Origin of the sequence: Shinella sp. WSC3-e (assembly GCF_945994535.1) — a bacterium.
In the GTDB taxonomy this organism is placed as follows: Bacteria; Pseudomonadota; Alphaproteobacteria; order Rhizobiales; family Rhizobiaceae; genus Shinella; species Shinella yambaruensis.
The window spans coordinates 521,671-538,893 of record NZ_OZ000530.1 but is presented as its reverse complement, the minus strand read 5'-3'; the positions used below and the strand labels follow the sequence as shown (position 1 = coordinate 538,893).

Here is a 17,223-nt window from a genome sequence, read left to right as displayed (position 1 = left end):
GGAGAAGGGGATGTGCGGCACCGTCGAACTCCATATGCAATGGCCTTGCCCTCTGCGGGGAGAGCAACGGAGGAAGCCACCGCAACCACCACACTCCCCCACAATTTAGCCCCCGTCCCGCTTTCTCTCTCCCTTTCGGAAAATCCTTCGCCATAGTGGCCGCATGTCCACGATTCGCCCCCTGATTCCCCTTCTCGTCACCGCAGGCATCCTGATCGGCGGGAACGGGCTGCAGGGCACGTTCATCGCGCTGCGCGCCTCGCAGGAGGGGTTCTCCACCGCGGTGATCGGCATCGTCGGCGCGGGGTATTCCATCGGCTTTGCCATCGGCTGCATCTACGTGACGCGCTTCCTGCGCGCGATCGGCCATATCCGCACCTTCTCCGCCATGGCGGCGATCGCCTCGGCCTCCGCCATCGCCATGGTGCTGGTCATCGATCCCGTCTTCTGGTTCGCCATGCGGCTCGTCGCCGGCATCTGCTTCGCCAGCCTCTTCGCCACCGTCGAAAGCTGGCTGAACGCCGCCGTCACCAATGCCAACCGGGCGCGCACGCTCTCCGTCTACCGCGTCGTCGACCTCGGCTCGGTCACCGCGGCGCAATATCTCATTCCCGGCATCGGCATCGGCGGCTTCGAGCTGTTCGCCATCGTCGCCATGGCGCTGTCGCTGTCGCTGGTGCCGATCTCGCTGGCCGACCGCTCCAGCCCGACGGTGCCGGAAGCGATCCGCTTCGATATCCCGAAGCTCTGGAACATCTCGCCGCTGGCAACCGTCGGCTGCATCGTCGTCGGCCTCACCAATGCCGCCTTCCGCAATCTCGGGCCGATCTACGCCCACGACATTGGCCTTTCGGTGACGGCGATCGCCAGCTTCATGAGCGCCGGCATCGTCGGCGGCGTGGTGCTGCAATATCCGCTCGGCCTTTATTCCGACCGGCTCGACCGGCGGCTGATCATCCTCGTCGCCACGCTCGGCTCGGCGCTTGCCGCGCTCTACCTCGCCTTTTTCGCCGGCGGCAACGAGGTGAGGAACCTCGTCGGCATCTTCATCTTCGGCGCCTTCGCCATGCCGCTCTATTCGCTCTGCTCGGCCCATGCCAATGACCATGCCGGCGAAGGCGAGCATGCGCTGGTCTCCGCCGGCATGCTGTTCTTCTGGTCCTGCGGGGCGATCATCGGCCCGCTCTTCGCCTCGGTGCTGCTGCAGTTCTTCGGCCCGCAGGCGCTGTTCCTCTACACCGCCGTCATCCTCGTGTCCTTCATGGCCTATACGGCGCTGCGCATGAGCGCCCGCGCCGCCGTGCCCGCCGGGAAACGGCGCAGCCGCTTCCGCAACCTCCTGCGCACCTCCTTCTTCTTCAACAAGCTCGCCGACAAGGACCGCAACGGCGATCCCTGAGCCTGCGGCAATCTGGTCGGGCGCCGCTTATTGCTGAGGCTCTCTCTCAGGTTTAGAAGCGGATGGACGCACCGGAGGGACCGCCATGCTGACACGCCGCACGCTGATGAAGGGCGCACTCGTCGCCGGGGCCTACGCCGGCGGCGTCGGCCTTGCAGGCCGCTTCGGCGGGCTGGCGAAGGCCGAGGCACCGGTAACGCTCGTTGCCCGCCCCGGCGAGGCGATGATCACCGACAAGGGCCCGACGAAAGGCGTCATGACCTATGGCGACGCCGAGATCCCGCCCGTGCTGCGCATGCGGCGGGGCGAGGCCTTTGCGCTGCGCCTCGACAACAGGCTCGACGAGCCGACGACGATCCACTGGCACGGGCTTCGCATCGACAACAGGATGGACGGCGTGCCCTTCCTGACGCAGCCCTATGTCTATGGCGGCGACGGGTTCGACTATGCCTTCACCCCGCCCGATGCCGGCACCTTCTGGTATCACCCCCATTGCAACACGCTCACCCAGATCGGCCGCGGCCTTGCCGGCCTCGTCGTCGTGGAGGACCCGGCGGATCCCGTCTTCGACGCCGAGATCGTGCTCAACCTGCGCGACTGGCGGCTTGGCGGCGACGGCCAGTTCATCGCCCAGTTCAAGCCGCGCGACGCCGCCCGCGCCGGCACCTTCGGCACAGTGCGCACCGCCAACTGGCGGCAATCGCCGCAATATGACGCGCCGGCCGGCGGCCTCGTGCGCCTGCGCCTTGCCGCGACCGACGTCACCCGCATCCTCGCGCTCCAGATGGAGGGCGCCGAAGCCACGGTCATCGCCCTCGACGGCAATCCGGCGGCGGAACGCTTTGCGCTCGACCACCTGATGATCGGCCCCGGCCAGCGGCTCGACCTCGTGCTGCGCATGCCCGACACGGAGGGCGCCGTCGCGGCGCTGAAGGACCTGCGCGGCACCAAGCCGGCGACGCTCGCCACCTTCCGCGCCACCGGCGCCTCGCTGAAGCGCGATGCGCGCGACCTGCCGCCGCTCACGCAAAACCCGCTGCCCGAGCCGGACCTGTCCGCCGCCACCGAAATCCCCTTCGTCCTCAGCGCCTCGGCGGAGGAGCGGCCGAAGGACGGCATCTGCGGCTCGCTCGGCTACAATTTCTGGGCCATCAACAAGGTGCCGTGGGCAGACGACACGGGCGACCCGACCGCCCCGCTCGCCGAGATGAAGGCGGGCAAAACCTATATCTTCAACGTCGAGAACCCGACGCCGCAGGTCCACCCCCTCCACCTGCACGGCCTCGTCTTCCGGCCGATGAACTCCAACAAGCAGGCGATCCGCCCGCATTTTTCCGACACCTACCTCATCCTGCCGGACGAGAAGGTGCAGCTCGCCCTCGTCGCCGACAATCCGGGCGACTGGGTGTTCCATTGCCACATCATCGAGCACCAGAAGACCGGCATGACGAGCTACGTGCGGGTCGTCTAGGGGCGATCGCGAAGTCGTGCCGTGCGGCTCGTGGATCCTCGGGTCGAGCCCGAGGATGACGCAAGAAGAGACACAGGACGAACATAAGGAACGGTGCAGCATGCCGTGCCGTTTGACGGGTGAGAAACTTTGCCTTCCCCGTCATGCTCGGGCTTGACCCGAGGATCCAAGCCGCGGGTGAGGCGTGGATGCTCGGGTCAAGCCCGAGCATGACGGAGGAGAGTGCGTGCCCTGCCTTTGCCATATCCCTCCCGCTCAAGTTTTCGATTGTGGCAAAACCGTGGACCGTCTAAAGCTGCCCGATCAAAAAACCAGAAAGTCCGCCCGAGCCATCATGCAGATCATCGAGACCACCGCAGCCCTTGCCGAAGCCTGTGAGACACTCGCCCGTTCCGAGTATCTGACCATCGACACGGAGTTCCTGCGGGAAACCACCTTCTGGCCGGAACTCTGCCTGATCCAGCTCGCAGGCCCCGAGACCGAGGTGATCGTCGATCCGCTCGCCAAGGGCCTCGACCTTGCCCCCTTCTACGCCCTGATGGCGAACCCGGCGGTGCTGAAGGTGTTCCATGCCGCCCGGCAGGACATCGAGATCATCGTCAACCGCGGCGACCTCATCCCGCATCCGATCTTCGACACCCAGGTCGCCGCCATGGTCTGCGGCTTCGGCGACAGCGTCTCCTACGACCAGCTCGTGCAGAAGATCAAGGGCGTGCACATCGACAAGTCCTCGCGCTTCACCGACTGGAGCCGCCGGCCGCTCACCGAAAAGCAGCTCGAATATGCGCTGGCCGACGTGACGCACCTGCGCGACGTCTATCTCGCGCTCAAGGAGAAGCTGGAGGCCGCCGGCCGCTCGCTGTGGCTGACCGAGGAAATGGCGGTGCTGGAAGCGCGCGAGACCTACGACCTCCATCCGGACGACGCCTGGCGGCGGCTGAAGATGCGCGTCAAGAAGCCGATCGAGCTGGCCGTGCTGCAGAAGGTCGCGGCCTGGCGAGAGCGGGAGGCGCGCGGCCGCAACGTGCCGCGCTCGCGCATCCTCAAGGACGACACGATCTACGAGATCGCCCAGCAGCAGCCGGCCGATGCCGAGGCGCTGGCGCGCCTGCGCACCATTCCCAAGGGCTGGGAGCGCTCGCAATCCGGCGCGGCCCTGCTGGAGGCGATCAACGAGGCGCTCGCCATTCCGAAGACCGACCTGCCGCGCCTGCCCCGCCAGGCCCATGTGCCGGAAGGCGCCGCGGCCGCCAGCGAGATGCTGAAGGTGCTCCTGAAGATCGTCTCGGAGAAGGAAGGCGTCGCCGCCAAGATCATCGCCAACAGCGACGATCTGGAAAAGATCGCCATCGACGGCGAAGCGGCCGATGTCGCCGCGCTCTCCGGCTGGCGCCGCGAGCTCTTCGGCGAAACGGCCCTCAACCTCATCAGCGGCAAGGTGGCGCTGCGCTTCGTCGACAGGAAGATCGAGGCGGTCGCGCTCTGATCAGGCGTGCAGCTTCGCCCCCTTGGTGATGCGGTCGACGGTCTTCCTGTCGGCATGCAGCGCGATGCCGACGACCTTGGCGTCATCGGGCCCGAATTCGGCGAAGACGGCGCGGTTGGCCGCGTCATGGCCGGTCGCAAACATCTCCTCGATATAGACGGAGGCCGGGACGTCGCGCTCGAGGGCGCGGGCATGGATCTTCGACAACGTTCCACCGTCCGTCGAAAGCACGATGACCGGCTGGACGCTGAGCGCATTGTAGACATTGCCGGCCGCATCGCGATAAGCTTCGCCGATCAGCTCCGGTTTCCGGCCGATGATGCCGCCGGACAGGAAGGCGGTCACGTTCAGCTTCTGCCAGACCTCCAGGTCCTCGCGCAGGACGATGGCGAACTTGGTATCGAACATGCAGGTATACTCCCGAAAAAAGGCTGCGGACGATTCCGCGGCCAATGCGATAGCAGGCGCGGTCGAGGGCCCGCTTGAACGTTCGTGCACGGAAAGGGACCGCATCGTCGTGGCGCCGGAGCTCGCCGGCATCGAGCGCATCGAGGCGCGCTTCCACGGCAAGGGCTTCGAGCCGCACCGGCACGATACCTACGCGCTCGGCGTCACCATGGCCGGCATCCAGACCTTCTCCTATCGCGGCGAGACCCGCTTCAGCCCGCCCGGCAACGTGATCGTGCTGCATCCCGACGAGATGCACGACGGGGGCGCAGCCACCGAGGACGGCCTCACCTACCGCATGATCTACATCCCGCCGGAACGTTTCCTGCCGGCGACCGCCGCGCGCGGGCGCACGCTGCCCTTCGTCGCCGCGCCGGTCGTCGACGATCCCAGGCTGGCAGGCCTGCTGCTGGACGCCATCGGCAGCATGGATGCGGCGATCGAGCCGCTGAAGCTCGACGAGCTGCTGGGGGAGATCGCCGCCGCCCTGCTCGACCATGCCGGCGCGCCGCCGGCGGGCACGGGCCGGCTCGCCCATGCCGAGGTGCGCCGGGCCTGCGATTTCCTCAGGGAAAACCTCTCCCGTCAGGTCAGCTCGGCCGACCTCGAAGAGGTGACGGGGCTCGACCGCTTCACGCTTGCCCGGCAGTTCCGCCAGCTTCTCGGCACCAGCCCGCACCGCTACCTCGTCATGCGCCGGCTGGAGCGGGCGAAGGTCCTGATTACGGCGAGGGAGAGCATCGCGGAAGCCGCCTTTGCCAGCGGCTTTGCCGACCAGGCGCATCTCAACCGCCATTTCAAGAAGGCGCTCGGCATGACGCCCGGGCGCTTCGCGGCGCTCGCCGTCTAGTCCCAAATCCCCCCGTCATGAAAGCGACAAGCAACTGTCAAGCGGCGGTCATGTGCGCCGCCTATCAACGGCCTCGCTTTGCCAACCCGATGGGGACATTCATGACCAAACACCTTTTCACCACCACCGCCCTCGCGCTTCTGCTGGCGACCGCCGCGCAGGCCGACGACAAGGAATTTCCCGCCACGCTGAAGGCCCATGCGATCCTGCCGGCGAACACGATCATCGCCGCCCCGGCCGACGCCGCCGCCTACCTGAAGACATCCGGCAAGTTCACCACCGCCGACCGCAAGCGCACCGAGGCGCTCGGCACCGTCATGGGCAAGGACGGCGTGCGCGAGACCGGCCTGGCGCTGCCCTTCGACGGCCAGCCGATGCAGGGTTTCTCCGGCATCAAGACCATGGAGGACGGCTCGTTCTGGACGCTTTCCGACAACGGCTTCGGCAACAAGCTGAACTCCACCGACGCCATGCTGATGATCCACAATGTGCGCTTCGACTGGGACAAGGGCACGATGGAGCCGGTCAGGACCGTCTTCCTCTCCGACCCGGACCGGAAGGCGCCCTTCCCGATCGTCATGGAAGGCGCGGAGACGCGCTACCTGACCGGCGGCGACTTCGACGTCGAATCCATCCAGCCGGTCGCGGACGGCTTCTGGATCGGCGAGGAGTTCGGCCCCTACATCCTGAAATTCGACCGCGACGGCAGGCTCACCGACGTCATCGCCACCGAGGTGGACGGCAAGCCGGTCACCTCGCCGGACAACCCGACGCTCGCCGTGCAGGCCGATCCCTCCAAGAAGATGCCGGCCTTCAACCTGAAGCGCTCCGGCGGCTATGAGGGCCTGGCGCTCTCGAAGGACGGCACGAAGCTCTACGGCCTCCTGGAAGGCCCGCTCTGGGTCGACAGCGAGAGCGTCGAGCAGGCGGACGGCCGCCCGGCGCTGCGCATCGTCGAGCTCGACACCGCCTCCAAGGCCTGGACGGGCCGCAGCTGGCTCTACCCGCTCGCCGAGGGCGGCGAGGCGATCGGCGACTTCAACATGCTGGACGGGACGACCGCGCTGGTGATCGAGCGCGACAACGGCGCCGGCACCGCCGACAAGGCCTGCGCCGATGCGAGCGACCCGAAGCCGGACTGCTTCGCCACCGCCTCGAAGGTCAAGCGCATCTACAAGATCGCCATGACCGACGAGAATGCCGGCAAGGCCGTGCGCAAGATCGGCTATATCGATCTCCTGAAGATCGCCGACCCCGACAACAGGAAGCGCCAGGGCGGCGGCGGCGGCTTCTACGACATGCCGTTCGTGACGATCGAGAACGTCGACCGCGTCGACGAGACCCACATCATCGTCGGCAACGACAACAACCTGCCCTTCTCCGCCGGCCGCGCGCTGGACAAGGCCGACGACAACGAGTTCGTGCTCCTTGAGGTCGGCGAGTTGCTGAAGGCCGAGTGATCGGTGACGGTTGGGCGTGAGAGACGGCAGCGGCTGCGGGCGCTGCCGTTTTGGTTTTGGCGGCATTGCTCTTTGGGTGTCTGCCTTCCCCGTCGTCATCCTCGGGCTTGACCCGAGGATGACGGAGGAGAAGTGAACGGATTTGATAGCGGCTTATGGTGGCGGGTCGTCAATACGGCTTGCACGGATATGAGGCCGGCGCCGTCTCCACCCTAACTTGGATCGACCAGCTGCAGGATGAGCTGGTGCACATTGCCGCCGTCGTTCAGCTCGACCTGGTCGAACGCGCGGCTGCGGGCGCGCTGGGCCTGGGAGAGCTCGCCGAGCTTGGTCTGGAGCTGCGGGCGGATCTTCTGGCAGTTCGGGTCGTTCTCGACCGTCATGCCGACGCTTGCCGCCTCGATCTCCTTCACCATGTCCTTGATGAAGTCGCCGTGCACCTTCTCATGCGCGGTCACGCCGGCGAGGAAGGTGTCCCAGCGGCTTTTCAGCGGCTCGGAGAGCTTCACCTTCAGCTTCGGCAGCGTGTAGGTGATGATCAGCTTCGGCTTGTTGACCGTGATGGTGCAGGCATTGCCCTGGCGCTCGTACTTGCGCGTCCAGGTGAGCTTGAAGCCGGTATGGGCGATGACGCGGGCGACGCCGAGCTTCGGGCCGCGCGCGCCGATCGACTGGTAGATCTCGAGGCCCGTCGCGCCCGTCACGCCGTAGGGCTCGACGCGCTCGACGGCCTGCCAGTCCTGCGCTGCCGCACTTCCGGCAAAGAGCAGGGCGGCGAGAAGAAGGGCGCCTCTCATCCCTCGCCTCACAGGAACCGGAAGGCGAGCTTCTTGCCGGTGAGCTTGGCAAGCTGCTGGAGGCGGCCGTCGAGCCGCTCGCCGGCCAGTTCGGAATAGTCGGCGGGCACGACGAATTCGAGATCGACCCCGGAGGCGGTGGCCTTGCGGAAGGCAAGGTGCGGCACGACGCCGGGCATGGAGGCGGAGAAGAGGTAGACGACGCGGAGCAGGCCGCCGACGAGCTTGGCCAGCTCGCGCAGGCGCGGCGTCGCGATCGCGGCCAGCGAGCTGCTGACGGCGTCGTCGCCAAGGCCCTCGAAGCGGTAGTAGTTGGTGAGCGCGATGAAGGCGCGGCCGGGATGGGTGATGCCGATGAAGGTGCCGTGGGCAATGAGGTTCAACGCCTGCAGGCCGCGATAATCGGGATGGGCGCGCCAGCTGATATCGGCGAGCAGGCATGCGGCCTCGCGGTAGCGGCGCTCCTCCTCGGTCTCGGTGATGCCGAAGAGCGGCATCATGCGGCCGGTCCATTCGGCAAGCTCGCGCGCATGCTCGGGCGAGCGGGCGCGCAGGATGGCAAGTTCGCCGGCGGCGGCGATGAGCGGGTCGCGCGCCTTTTCCCGGTCGGGCAGGAGCGAATAGAGAAACCCTTCGCGCACGCCCTGGGCGGAGAAGAACACCCGCGACGGCTTCATGATCGCGATCGTCTCCTGCAGGGCGACGGCGCCGAACGGCAGGAGGTTGCGGCGGCCCTTGGAGATCGCCGCATAGGCGGGGTCCTTCTGGTCCTTGGCCGTCACGATGTCCGCCAGGAAATCCATGGCGTCGGAAAAGCCGAGCTCGTAGCCCTGGATCATGTGCAGCGGGTAGTTCTGCACCTCCATGTGGAGCGCCCCGATGGCGCGCCAGGTGCCGCCGACGGCGTAGAAGGCGCGGCCGGCGCCGTTCTTCAGGAGATTGGCGGTGCGCAGGTATTTTCGCGCGACGATGCGGGCCTGGGCGGGCGAGCCGCCGGAGGCTTCCGAAAGCCGGATGCCGCCGAGCGGCAGCGTGATGCCACGGCCGATCATGGCGCCCGCCACGTCGATCAGCTCCAGCGAGCCGCCGCCGAGGTCGCCGACGATGCCGTCCGGATCATGAAAGCCGCTGACGATGCCGAGCGCGGAGAAATAGGCCTCCTCCTCGCCGGTCAGGACGCGGACCTTCTGGCCGAGGATGAGCTCTGCCTGGTGGATGAAATCGGGCCCGTTCTCCGCCTCGCGCGCGGCGGCGGTCGCCAGCGCGAACATGGTGGAGGCGCGCGCCTGCCAGGACAGGGCCTTGAAACGATGCAGCGCCGCCAGCGCCCGCTCCACGCTGGCCGGATCCATGCGGCCGGTCTTGGCAATACCCTTGCCGAGGCCGCACATGACCTTCTCGTTGAACAGGATGGCCGGCGACCGACTCATGCCCTCGTAGATCACGAGGCGAATCGAGTTGGAACCGATATCCACGACTGACACCGGGGCAATTCCAGGCAAACGCCCCTGGGCTTCAGACTCAACCATGCATATCCAGTTTACTTCTTCCGGCGGCCTTGCCAGCCCGCGATCGCCTTCGGTGCGCTGGACTTCAGGGCCTCACCCCGGCCGGACAGGCTGGGATTGGTCATGAAGTAGTGCTGAGCGTTGAACGGCTCGGCACCGGGCTGCACTTCCATGCGCCGGGACGTTCCGTCCGCAAGAATCTCGTAGCTCTGCTGGTTATCGATGAGATTGCCCAGCATGATCTGCGAGAGAACCTGCTCATGCACCGTCCGGTTGATCAAGGGCACGAGTGTCTCGACTCGCCGGTCCAGGTTGCGCGGCATCATGTCCGCGGAACTTATATAGACCAGCGCCTTGTCCGAGGGAAGCCCGTGGCCGTTGCCGAAGCAGAAGATACGGGAATGTTCGAGGAAGCGGCCGACGATGGACTTGACGCGGATATTGTCGGAAAGGCCGGGAACCCGCGGACGCAGGCAGCAGATGCCGCGCACGACGAGGTCGATCTCCACGCCCGCCTGGCTCGCGCGGTAGAGCGCGTCGATGATGTCGGGATCGACCAGCGAGTTCATCTTCATCCAGATCGCCGCCGGCGCGCCGTTCTTCGCATGGGCGATCTCCTCCTCGATGTGGCGGAGAATGCGCGGGCGCAGCGTATAGGGCGAGAAGGCGAGCTTCATGCCGGCCTCCGGTTCGCCGTAGCCGGTGATGAAGTTGAAGATGTTCGCCATGTCGCTGGCGATGGTCGGGTTGCAGGTGAAGAAGGAAAGGTCGGTGTAGATCTTCGCCGTGATCGGGTGGTAGTTGCCCGTGCCGAGGTGGCAGTAGGTGCGCAGCTTGCCCTCCTCGCGGCGCACGACCATCGACATCTTGGCATGGGTCTTCAGTTCGATGAAGCCGAAGACGACCTGCACGCCGGCGCGCTCCAGGTCGCGCGCCCAGCGGATGTTGGCCTCCTCGTCGAAGCGGGCCTTCAATTCCACCAGCGCCGTCACCGACTTGCCGGCCTCGGCCGCGTCGATCAGCGCGCGCACGATCGGACTGTCGTTGGAGGTGCGGTAGAGCGTCTGCTTTATCGCCAGAACGTCAGGATCGCGCGCAGCCTGGAGAAGGAACTGGACCACCACGTCGAAGCTTTCGTAGGGGTGGTGGACGACCATGTCCTTTTCGCGGATGGCGGCGAAGCAGTCTCCGGCATGCTCGCGGACGCGCTCGGGAAATCGGGCATTGTAGGGCTCGAACCGGAGGTCGTCGCGCGGCGCCTTGGCGATTTCCGACAGCGTGTTGAGGGCGAGAAGGCCGGGCAGGACGGCCACGCGGTTGTCCGGCACGTTCAGTTCGCCGACGACGAAGCGGCGCAGCGATTCGGGCATTTCCGAATCGGTCTCGATGCGGATCACCGAACCGCGGCGGCGGCGCTTCAGCGCCGTCTCGAAGAAGCGCACGAGGTCTTCGGCCTCTTCCTCCACCTCGATATCGCTGTCGCGGATGATGCGGAAGGTGCCCGAGCCGCGCACGATATAGCCGGGGAAGAGCTTGCCGATGAAGAGGCCGACGACGTCCTCCAGCGTGATATAGCGGATTGCGCCCTTGGCGTCGGGCAGGCGGATGAAGCGGTCGAGCGCCACCGGCAGGCGCAGCAGCGCCGTCATCGGCTCCTTGCCCGTCGTGCTTTCCAGCTGCAGGCCGATCGAGAAGCCGAGATTGGGGATGAACGGGAACGGGTGCGCCGGGTCGATGGAGAGCGGCGTCAGAACGGGGAAGATCGACTGGGTGAATTCCTGCTGCAGCCAGACCTTGTCGTCGCTGGTGAGCGCGGTCGGGCGGACGATCAGGATATCCTCCTTGGCGAGGTACTGCTGGAGCACGGCAAGCGAGGCCTGCTGCTCCATCTGCAGATTGTCGATCTCCTTGAGGATATCGTCGAGCTGCTCGGCCGAGGTCTTGCCGTCGGGGCTGCGGATGCCGACGCCCTGGCGCACCTGGCCCTCGAGGCCGGCGACGCGCACCATGAAGAACTCGTCGAGGTTGCCGGCCGAGATCGACAGGAAGCGCACGCGCTCCAGGAGCGGATGGGCGGTGTTCAGCGTTTCCTCGAGCACGCGGCGATTGAACTGCAGCCAGGAGAATTCGCGGTTGATGAAGCGTTCGGGGCTTGCCATCAGGGCCGCGACATCGGCGCTCGCCCCTTCCGGCGGCGGCACCTGCTCGACAGGCTTTTCCTGCGCATGTTCCGAAGTCGCTGTATCCATTGGAGAGTCCGCCCCACTTTGCCGCCAGATCGGCCGCATGCTTTCCACGCGGGTTCGGACGGAAACCGATTTCCACTTTTCCCCGAACCGCTTAGCGCAGTTTGACGACGGAACTGTGACAGTCAATCCGGGGTCGGTGGAATTCGCCGAGCAATCGCCGGATGTTCCTCCTGGCAGGCAGGCCATCCCGCCCCCGCCCTGAGGACAAGGCGATCACCTGTCGTGGAATGCGGCATCGCCGCTCTCCCCTTCTCCCCCGCGGGGAGAAGGTGGCCCGAAGGGTCGGATGAGGGGGTGGCTCGGATCGAGCCTTTGCGGCTTTACCATCCCCCTCATCCGCCTGCCGGCACCTTCTCCCCGCGGGGGAGAAGGGGATGGGGCGACGGTTTCCTTCCATAGGCGATAGCCCTGCCCCTTGAGGGGGAGATGATCGGCAGGCCAGGGGGGATCACCGGATGCCGGCTTGAACTCTCCGGCTCACTCCTCGCCGCCGACCATTTCGCCGAGCACTTCCTGCGCCAGCGTGCGGGTGATCCGGCTGCCGCGGGCGAGCGCCAGCCGGTCGAGGCGTTCGACGAGCGTCTGGGCGGCCTCCAGCGAGCGCTCCATGCGCGCGACGATATAGGCGACGAGCCTCTCATCGACGAAGAGCTGGCGGTCGGCGAAGAGCTTTATGATGACCTGCGAGAGCAGTTCGTCGTCCGGCTCGCCGATCTCCACCACCGTTGCGGCCTTCAGGCGCGAGCGCAGGTCCGCCAGCTCGACTGGCCAGGACATCGGCCACAGCCGGCTGGTGATCAGCAGCGTATGGCCGTGCTGGCGCACATTGTTGATGATGTGGAAGAGCGCGCGGTCGTCGAAACCGGCGCGGTCGGCGTCCTCGATGAGCACGGGGCCGCGCTCGGCGGCCGCCTCGGCGCCCCTGCCCGCCTTCGCCTCGATGATCTCGGCACCCGCCTTCTCGCGCCAGATGGCGGCAAGGTGCGACTTTCCCGAGCCGACGGGGCCTGCGATGACGACGACGGGCGAAGGCCAGTGCGGCCAGGCGTCGATCATCGCCACGGCGGCATCGACCGGCTCGGCGACCAGAAGGTCGTCACGCCCCGTCGCGGGGTCGTGCCCGAAGGCCAGCGGCAACTGTTCGGCTGTCTTGCGCGATGTCATGGTGCTACTCGGATACCAACTCTTCGTTCTGGCGCAAGTCCGGGCGAACGCCGCTCCGCCTGGCGCGGCCTTGCCGCCGGTCATTCCTCCGGCGTGCTCTCTTCGAGCAGGACGGGCTTGCTCGCCCCATAATAAAGGTCGCTGTCAAGGTAACGCTGCAGGCCGAAGCGGACAAGCACGCCGACGGCGGCGGCCGCCGGCACGGCGATCATCAGGCCGACGAAGCCGAAGAGCGCGCCGAAGGCGACCAGCGCGAACATCAGCCAGACCGGATGCAGGCCGACGCGCGAGCCGACGAGCTTGGGCTGCAGGATGTTGCCCTCGACGAACTGGCCGGCGAAGAAGATGACGGCGACAAGCACGACCATCCAGTAGTCCGGCCAGAACTGCACGACGGCGACGCCCACCGCCAGCACCAGGCCGACCAGCGAGCCGACATAGGGGATGAAGCTGATGAGACCGGCGAAGAGGCCGATCAGCAGGCCGAAATTGAGACCGGCGAAGGAGAGCCCGACGCCGTAGAACAGGCCGAGGATGATGCAGATGGAGCCCTGCCCGCGCACGAAGCCGGCAATCGCCGCGTCCATCTCGGTCGCGATCTGGCGCACGTTGGCGACATGGTCGCGCGGCACCCAGCTGTCCACCTTGGCGATCATGCGGTCCCAGTCGAGCAGGAGATAGAAGGCGACGACCGGCGTGATGACGAGCAGCGAGACGATGTTGACCAGCGCCATGCCGGAGTTCCAGAGCTGCTTGAACACCGTGCCGAGGAAGCCCGCGCCTTCGGCGAGGATGGAGGAAAAGCTCTGCTTGATCGTGCCCATCTGGCTGCTGACCCAGGTGGGCAGCAGGTCGGGGTTGAAGCTCGCCACCAGCTCCTGCAGCTGGGTGACGTAGCCCGGCAGCTTCTCCAGGAAATCCGCCGCCTGCGTGGCCAGCAGCGGGATGACGATCATCAGGGACAGCGCGAAGAGGATGATGAAGGCGATGAGGATGACCACCGTCGCCATCAGCCGGCTGAGGCCCCAGCGCTCCAGCCGGTCTGCGACCGGATCGAGGAAATAGGCGAGCGCCATGCCGGCGATGAAGGGCAGCAGGATATCGCTGAACACAAGGAGGAAGATGAGGAGGAAGCCGAGCGCGATGAGCCAGAAGACCACCTGCCGCTTCAGTCCCGCGCCGCTGATATGGGCTGCCATCGCGCTCTTTCCTTGTGTCACCGTGTTGCTTGAGGAGATAGGATGCGGGGACGAGGAAGGTCAAGGCTCGGCGGGGTGGTGGGGAAGCGTCGTTCTTCCTCAAATTGCCCCTCATCCGGCCTGCCGGCCACCTTCTCCCCGCAAGCGGGGCGAAGGGATGTGCCGCGCCGTTTTCCCCTATTTCCACATCATGCTCGGGGCAGGTCCCCTCTCCCCGCCTGCGGGGAGAGGGCTAGGGTGAGGGGCAAGCAGCACCGCCATCCCCGCAAACCGGTGAAAAAATCCCCGCATTCCCGGCATTCCGCTTGCACTTCATCCCCCGCCATGCCAATCGGGCGCGACAAGCGCCAAGCAGGCCGCAAGCGGGCCTCAAGCCGGAGACGTGAGCATGAGCCAGTCAGGAAAGAACGGTCTGACCTATAGCGATGCGGGCGTCGACATCGACGCGGGCAACCTGATGGTGGAGAAGATCAAGCCGGCCGTGCGCTCGACGCGCCGCCCGGGCGCCGATGGCGAGATCGGCGGCTTCGGCGGCCTGTTCGACCTCAAGGCGGCGGGCTTCACCGATCCGGTGCTCGTTGCCGCCAATGACGGCGTCGGCACCAAGCTGAAGATCGCCATCGACGCGAACCGCCACGACACGGTCGGCATCGACCTCGTCGCCATGTGCGTCAACGACCTCGTGGTGCAGGGCGCCGAACCGCTCTTCTTCCTCGACTATTTCGCCACCGGCAAGCTCGATCCCGACCAGGGCGCGGCGATCGTCGAAGGCATCGCCGAAGGCTGCCGCCAGGCCGGCTGCGCGCTCATCGGCGGCGAGACGGCGGAAATGCCGGGCATGTATTCGCACGGCGACTACGACCTTGCCGGCTTTGCCGTCGGCGCGGCCGAGCGCGGCCGGCTCCTGCCCTCGGGCGATATCGCCGAGGGCGACGTCATCCTCGGCCTTTCCTCCTCGGGCGTGCATTCCAACGGCTATTCGCTGGTGCGCAAGATCGTGACGCTCTCGGGTCTCGCCTGGGACGCGCCCGCCCCGTTCGACGCTGAAAAGAGCCTCGGCGAGGCGCTGCTGACGCCGACGAAGATCTATGTGAAGCCGCTCCTGAAAGCGATCCGCGAGACTGGTTCCATCAAGGCGCTGGCGCATATCACCGGCGGCGGCTTCCCGGAAAACATTCCGCGCGTGCTGCCGAAGCATCTCGCCGCCGAGATCGACCTTGCCGCCGTCAAGGCGCCGGCCGTGTTCTCCTGGCTTGCAAAGACGGGCGGCGTGGCGGCGACGGAAATGCTGCGCACCTTCAACTGCGGCGTCGGCATGATCGCCGTCGTTCCCGCCGACAAGGCCGACGAGGTCGCCGCTGTCCTCATCCGCGAGGGCGAAACCGTCTTCCGCCTCGGCCGCATGGTCACGCGCGAAGAGGGCGCCGCCGGCACGATCTACAAGGGCACGCTCGCCCTATGAGCGGATCGCGCAAGCGCGTCGTCGCCTTCATCTCCGGCGGCGGCTCCAACATGCTGGCCCTGGCGAAGGCCGCAGAGGACCCGGATTTCCCGGCCGAGATCGTCGCCGTCTTCTCCGACAAGGCGGAGGCCGGCGGGCTGGCCAGGGCGGAAGCGCTCGGCATTCCGGCCCGCGCCTTCCTGCGCAAGGATTTCGCCAGCAAGGAGGCCCACGAGGCGGCCATCATCGAGGCGCTCGACGCGCTCTCGCCCGACCTCATCTGCCTTGCCGGCTACATGCGCCTGATCTCCGGCGCCTTCGTCAGCCGCTATGAGGGCCGCATCCTCAACATCCACCCATCCCTCCTGCCGCTCTTCCCCGGCCTCAACACGCACCAGCGCGCCCTCGACGCGGGCATGCGCATCGCCGGCTGCACGGTGCATTTCGTGACCGAGGGCATGGACGAAGGCCCGGCCATCGTGCAGGCCGCGGTTCCCGTCCTGCCGGACGACACGGCCGGGACGCTCGCCGCGCGCGTCCTGACGGTCGAGCATCTGAGCTATCCGCTGGCGCTGCGGCTCGTCGCGGAGGGCAAGGTGCGCATGCAGGGCGGCAAGGCCGTCGCCACCGGCGACCTGCCGCGGCTCGACGGCGCGCTGCTGATCTCGCCGGCGGCGGGCTAGGGCGCATACCCCACAAGGGGGCTACTCATATGAAGTTCGACGATGCCGCACATCACCTTCTCCCCCGCGGGGAGAAGGTGGCCCGAAGGGTCGGATGAGGGGGTGGCTCGGATCGAGCCTTTGCGCCTTCGCCATCCCCCTCATCCGCCTGCCGGCACCTTCTCCCCGCGGGGGAGAAGGAAAAGGAGGCAACGGGTTTCCTTCCATATGCGACAGTCCTGCCCTTGTGGGGAGATGCCCGGCAGGGCAGAGGGGGGTGTCCCGCCTCAGATCACCAAGATCGGCGCCTTGCCCTTCACGCGATCGTAGAGATCGATGACATCCTGGTTCAGCATGCGCACGCAGCCGGAGGAGACGGCCTTGCCGATGGACTTCCATTCCGGCGAGCCGTGCAGGCGGTAGAGCGTGTCCTCGCCGTTCTGGAAGATGTAGAGGGCGCGCGCGCCGAGCGGGTTGTTGAGGCCGCCGGGCATGCCGCCGTTGGCGGCGGAGTATTTGACGAGTTCGGGCTGGCGCGCGACCATCTCGTCCGGCGGCGTCCATTTCGGCCAGGCCTGCTTCCACTGGATGACGCCGCGGCCCGACCAGGAAAAACCCTGCCGGCCGATGCCGACGCCATAGCGCATGGCGCGGCCGTTCGGCAGGATGAGGTAGAGGAAGCGGTTGCCTGTGTCGACGATGATCGTGCCGGGTCGCTCGCCGAACGGGCTTTCGACCTCCTGGCGATAGTAGCGCGCGTCGATCTGCTGGTAGGGCACCGCCGGCACCTGATAGCCGCCGTCGAAGACCGGACCGTAGATCGAGGCGTAATAGGACGATTCCGGCAGGAGCCCGCTCGGCGGCCGGGCGCCGTCGATATATTCCGGCCGGCCCTCCAGCGCGGGATTGCGGAAATAGGGCCGGGTCTCGTAGCGGAACCGGTCCGTGTTCATCGAGGAGGTGCAGCCGGCCAGGCCGCTTGCCATGGCAAGCCCGGTAAACTGCAGGAAGCGGCGGCGGGAGAGCGCGGTGTCGGTCATGGAGATCGTCAAAATCCGTTGTGCGGAAACGTAGAATGGGGCGAGAGGCT

At 66.7% G+C, this 17,223-nt stretch carries 14 protein-coding genes; 7 read left to right on the top strand and 7 right to left on the bottom strand.

Annotated elements, in window-relative coordinates; all coding sequences use genetic code 11:
• The first annotated feature begins 163 nt into the window (after positions 1 to 163).
• The 3 genes from AABF56_RS02665 to rnd all read left to right on the top strand — a co-directional run bounded on the left by AABF56_RS02665 (position 164) and on the right by rnd (position 4,356).
• On the top strand, positions 164 to 1,399 hold the full coding sequence (locus tag AABF56_RS02665; protein WP_272804829.1) for an MFS transporter: 1,236 nt from the start codon (positions 164 to 166) through the stop codon (positions 1,397 to 1,399).
• A gap of 85 nt (positions 1,400 to 1,484) precedes the next feature.
• Positions 1,485 to 2,870: a multicopper oxidase family protein gene (locus tag AABF56_RS02660; RefSeq protein WP_272804828.1), complete on the top strand. Its 1,386-nt coding sequence runs from the start codon at positions 1,485 to 1,487 to the stop codon at positions 2,868 to 2,870.
• A gap of 340 nt (positions 2,871 to 3,210) precedes the next feature.
• Positions 3,211 to 4,356, top strand: coding sequence for a ribonuclease D (rnd, locus tag AABF56_RS02655; RefSeq protein ID WP_272807421.1), 1,146 nt, complete (start codon positions 3,211 to 3,213; stop codon positions 4,354 to 4,356).
• On the opposite strand, the gene AABF56_RS02650 is transcribed toward rnd, so the two are convergent.
• The gene (locus AABF56_RS02650) at positions 4,357 to 4,764 is read right to left on the bottom strand and encodes a DUF2000 family protein (RefSeq protein WP_272804827.1); all 408 of its coding nucleotides are present in this window, start codon (positions 4,762 to 4,764) and stop codon (positions 4,357 to 4,359) included. It abuts the gene before it with no gap.
• Between AABF56_RS02650 and AABF56_RS02645 the strand changes: the two genes are divergently transcribed.
• A complete protein-coding gene (locus AABF56_RS02645; RefSeq protein WP_272804826.1) occupies positions 4,763 to 5,653 on the top strand; it encodes an AraC family transcriptional regulator in 891 nt (296 codons plus the stop codon). The genes AABF56_RS02650 and AABF56_RS02645 overlap by 2 nt on opposite strands.
• Positions 5,654 to 5,754: 101 nt before the next feature.
• Complete coding sequence (locus tag AABF56_RS02640; RefSeq protein WP_272804825.1) at positions 5,755 to 7,113, top strand: esterase-like activity of phytase family protein; 1,359 nt, start codon at positions 5,755 to 5,757, stop codon at positions 7,111 to 7,113.
• Positions 7,114 to 7,325: 212 nt separating this feature from the next.
• On the opposite strand, the gene AABF56_RS02635 is transcribed toward AABF56_RS02640, so the two are convergent.
• The 5 genes from AABF56_RS02635 to AABF56_RS02615 form a co-directional block, all read right to left on the bottom strand.
• Entirely contained in the window at positions 7,326 to 7,910 is a 585-nt protein-coding gene (locus tag AABF56_RS02635; protein ID WP_245082270.1) for a DUF922 domain-containing Zn-dependent protease, read from the bottom strand.
• 8 nt (positions 7,911 to 7,918) lie between these two features.
• Positions 7,919 to 9,439 carry a Ppx/GppA family phosphatase gene (locus AABF56_RS02630; RefSeq protein WP_272804824.1) on the bottom strand — a complete coding sequence of 507 codons (1,521 nt, stop codon included), beginning with the start codon at positions 9,437 to 9,439 and terminating at the stop codon, positions 7,919 to 7,921.
• 11 nt (positions 9,440 to 9,450) lie between these two features.
• Positions 9,451 to 11,667: an RNA degradosome polyphosphate kinase gene (locus tag AABF56_RS02625; protein ID WP_272804823.1), complete on the bottom strand. Its 2,217-nt coding sequence runs from the start codon at positions 11,665 to 11,667 to the stop codon at positions 9,451 to 9,453.
• Positions 11,668 to 12,144: 477 nt separating this feature from the next.
• Positions 12,145 to 12,831: a DnaA regulatory inactivator HdaA gene (gene hdaA / locus AABF56_RS02620; protein WP_272804822.1), complete on the bottom strand. Its 687-nt coding sequence runs from the start codon at positions 12,829 to 12,831 to the stop codon at positions 12,145 to 12,147.
• Positions 12,832 to 12,911: 80 nt separating this feature from the next.
• Entirely contained in the window at positions 12,912 to 14,030 is a 1,119-nt protein-coding gene (locus tag AABF56_RS02615; RefSeq protein WP_245082280.1) for an AI-2E family transporter, read from the bottom strand.
• Between the two features lie 388 nt (positions 14,031 to 14,418).
• On the opposite strand from AABF56_RS02615, the gene purM reads away from it, so the two are divergent.
• Together purM and purN are read left to right on the top strand one after the other, a co-directional pair.
• On the top strand, positions 14,419 to 15,492 hold the full coding sequence (gene purM / locus AABF56_RS02610; RefSeq protein ID WP_272804821.1) for a phosphoribosylformylglycinamidine cyclo-ligase: 1,074 nt from the start codon (positions 14,419 to 14,421) through the stop codon (positions 15,490 to 15,492).
• On the top strand, positions 15,489 to 16,154 hold the full coding sequence (gene purN / locus AABF56_RS02605; RefSeq protein ID WP_272804820.1) for a phosphoribosylglycinamide formyltransferase: 666 nt from the start codon (positions 15,489 to 15,491) through the stop codon (positions 16,152 to 16,154). Before purM ends, purN begins: the two co-directional genes overlap by 4 nt.
• Positions 16,155 to 16,420: 266 nt before the next feature.
• Here the strand turns inward: purN and AABF56_RS02600 are convergent, their stop codons facing one another.
• Positions 16,421 to 17,173 carry a L,D-transpeptidase gene (locus AABF56_RS02600; protein ID WP_272804819.1) on the bottom strand — a complete coding sequence of 251 codons (753 nt, stop codon included), beginning with the start codon at positions 17,171 to 17,173 and terminating at the stop codon, positions 16,421 to 16,423.
• Positions 17,174 to 17,223 lie beyond the last annotated feature (50 nt).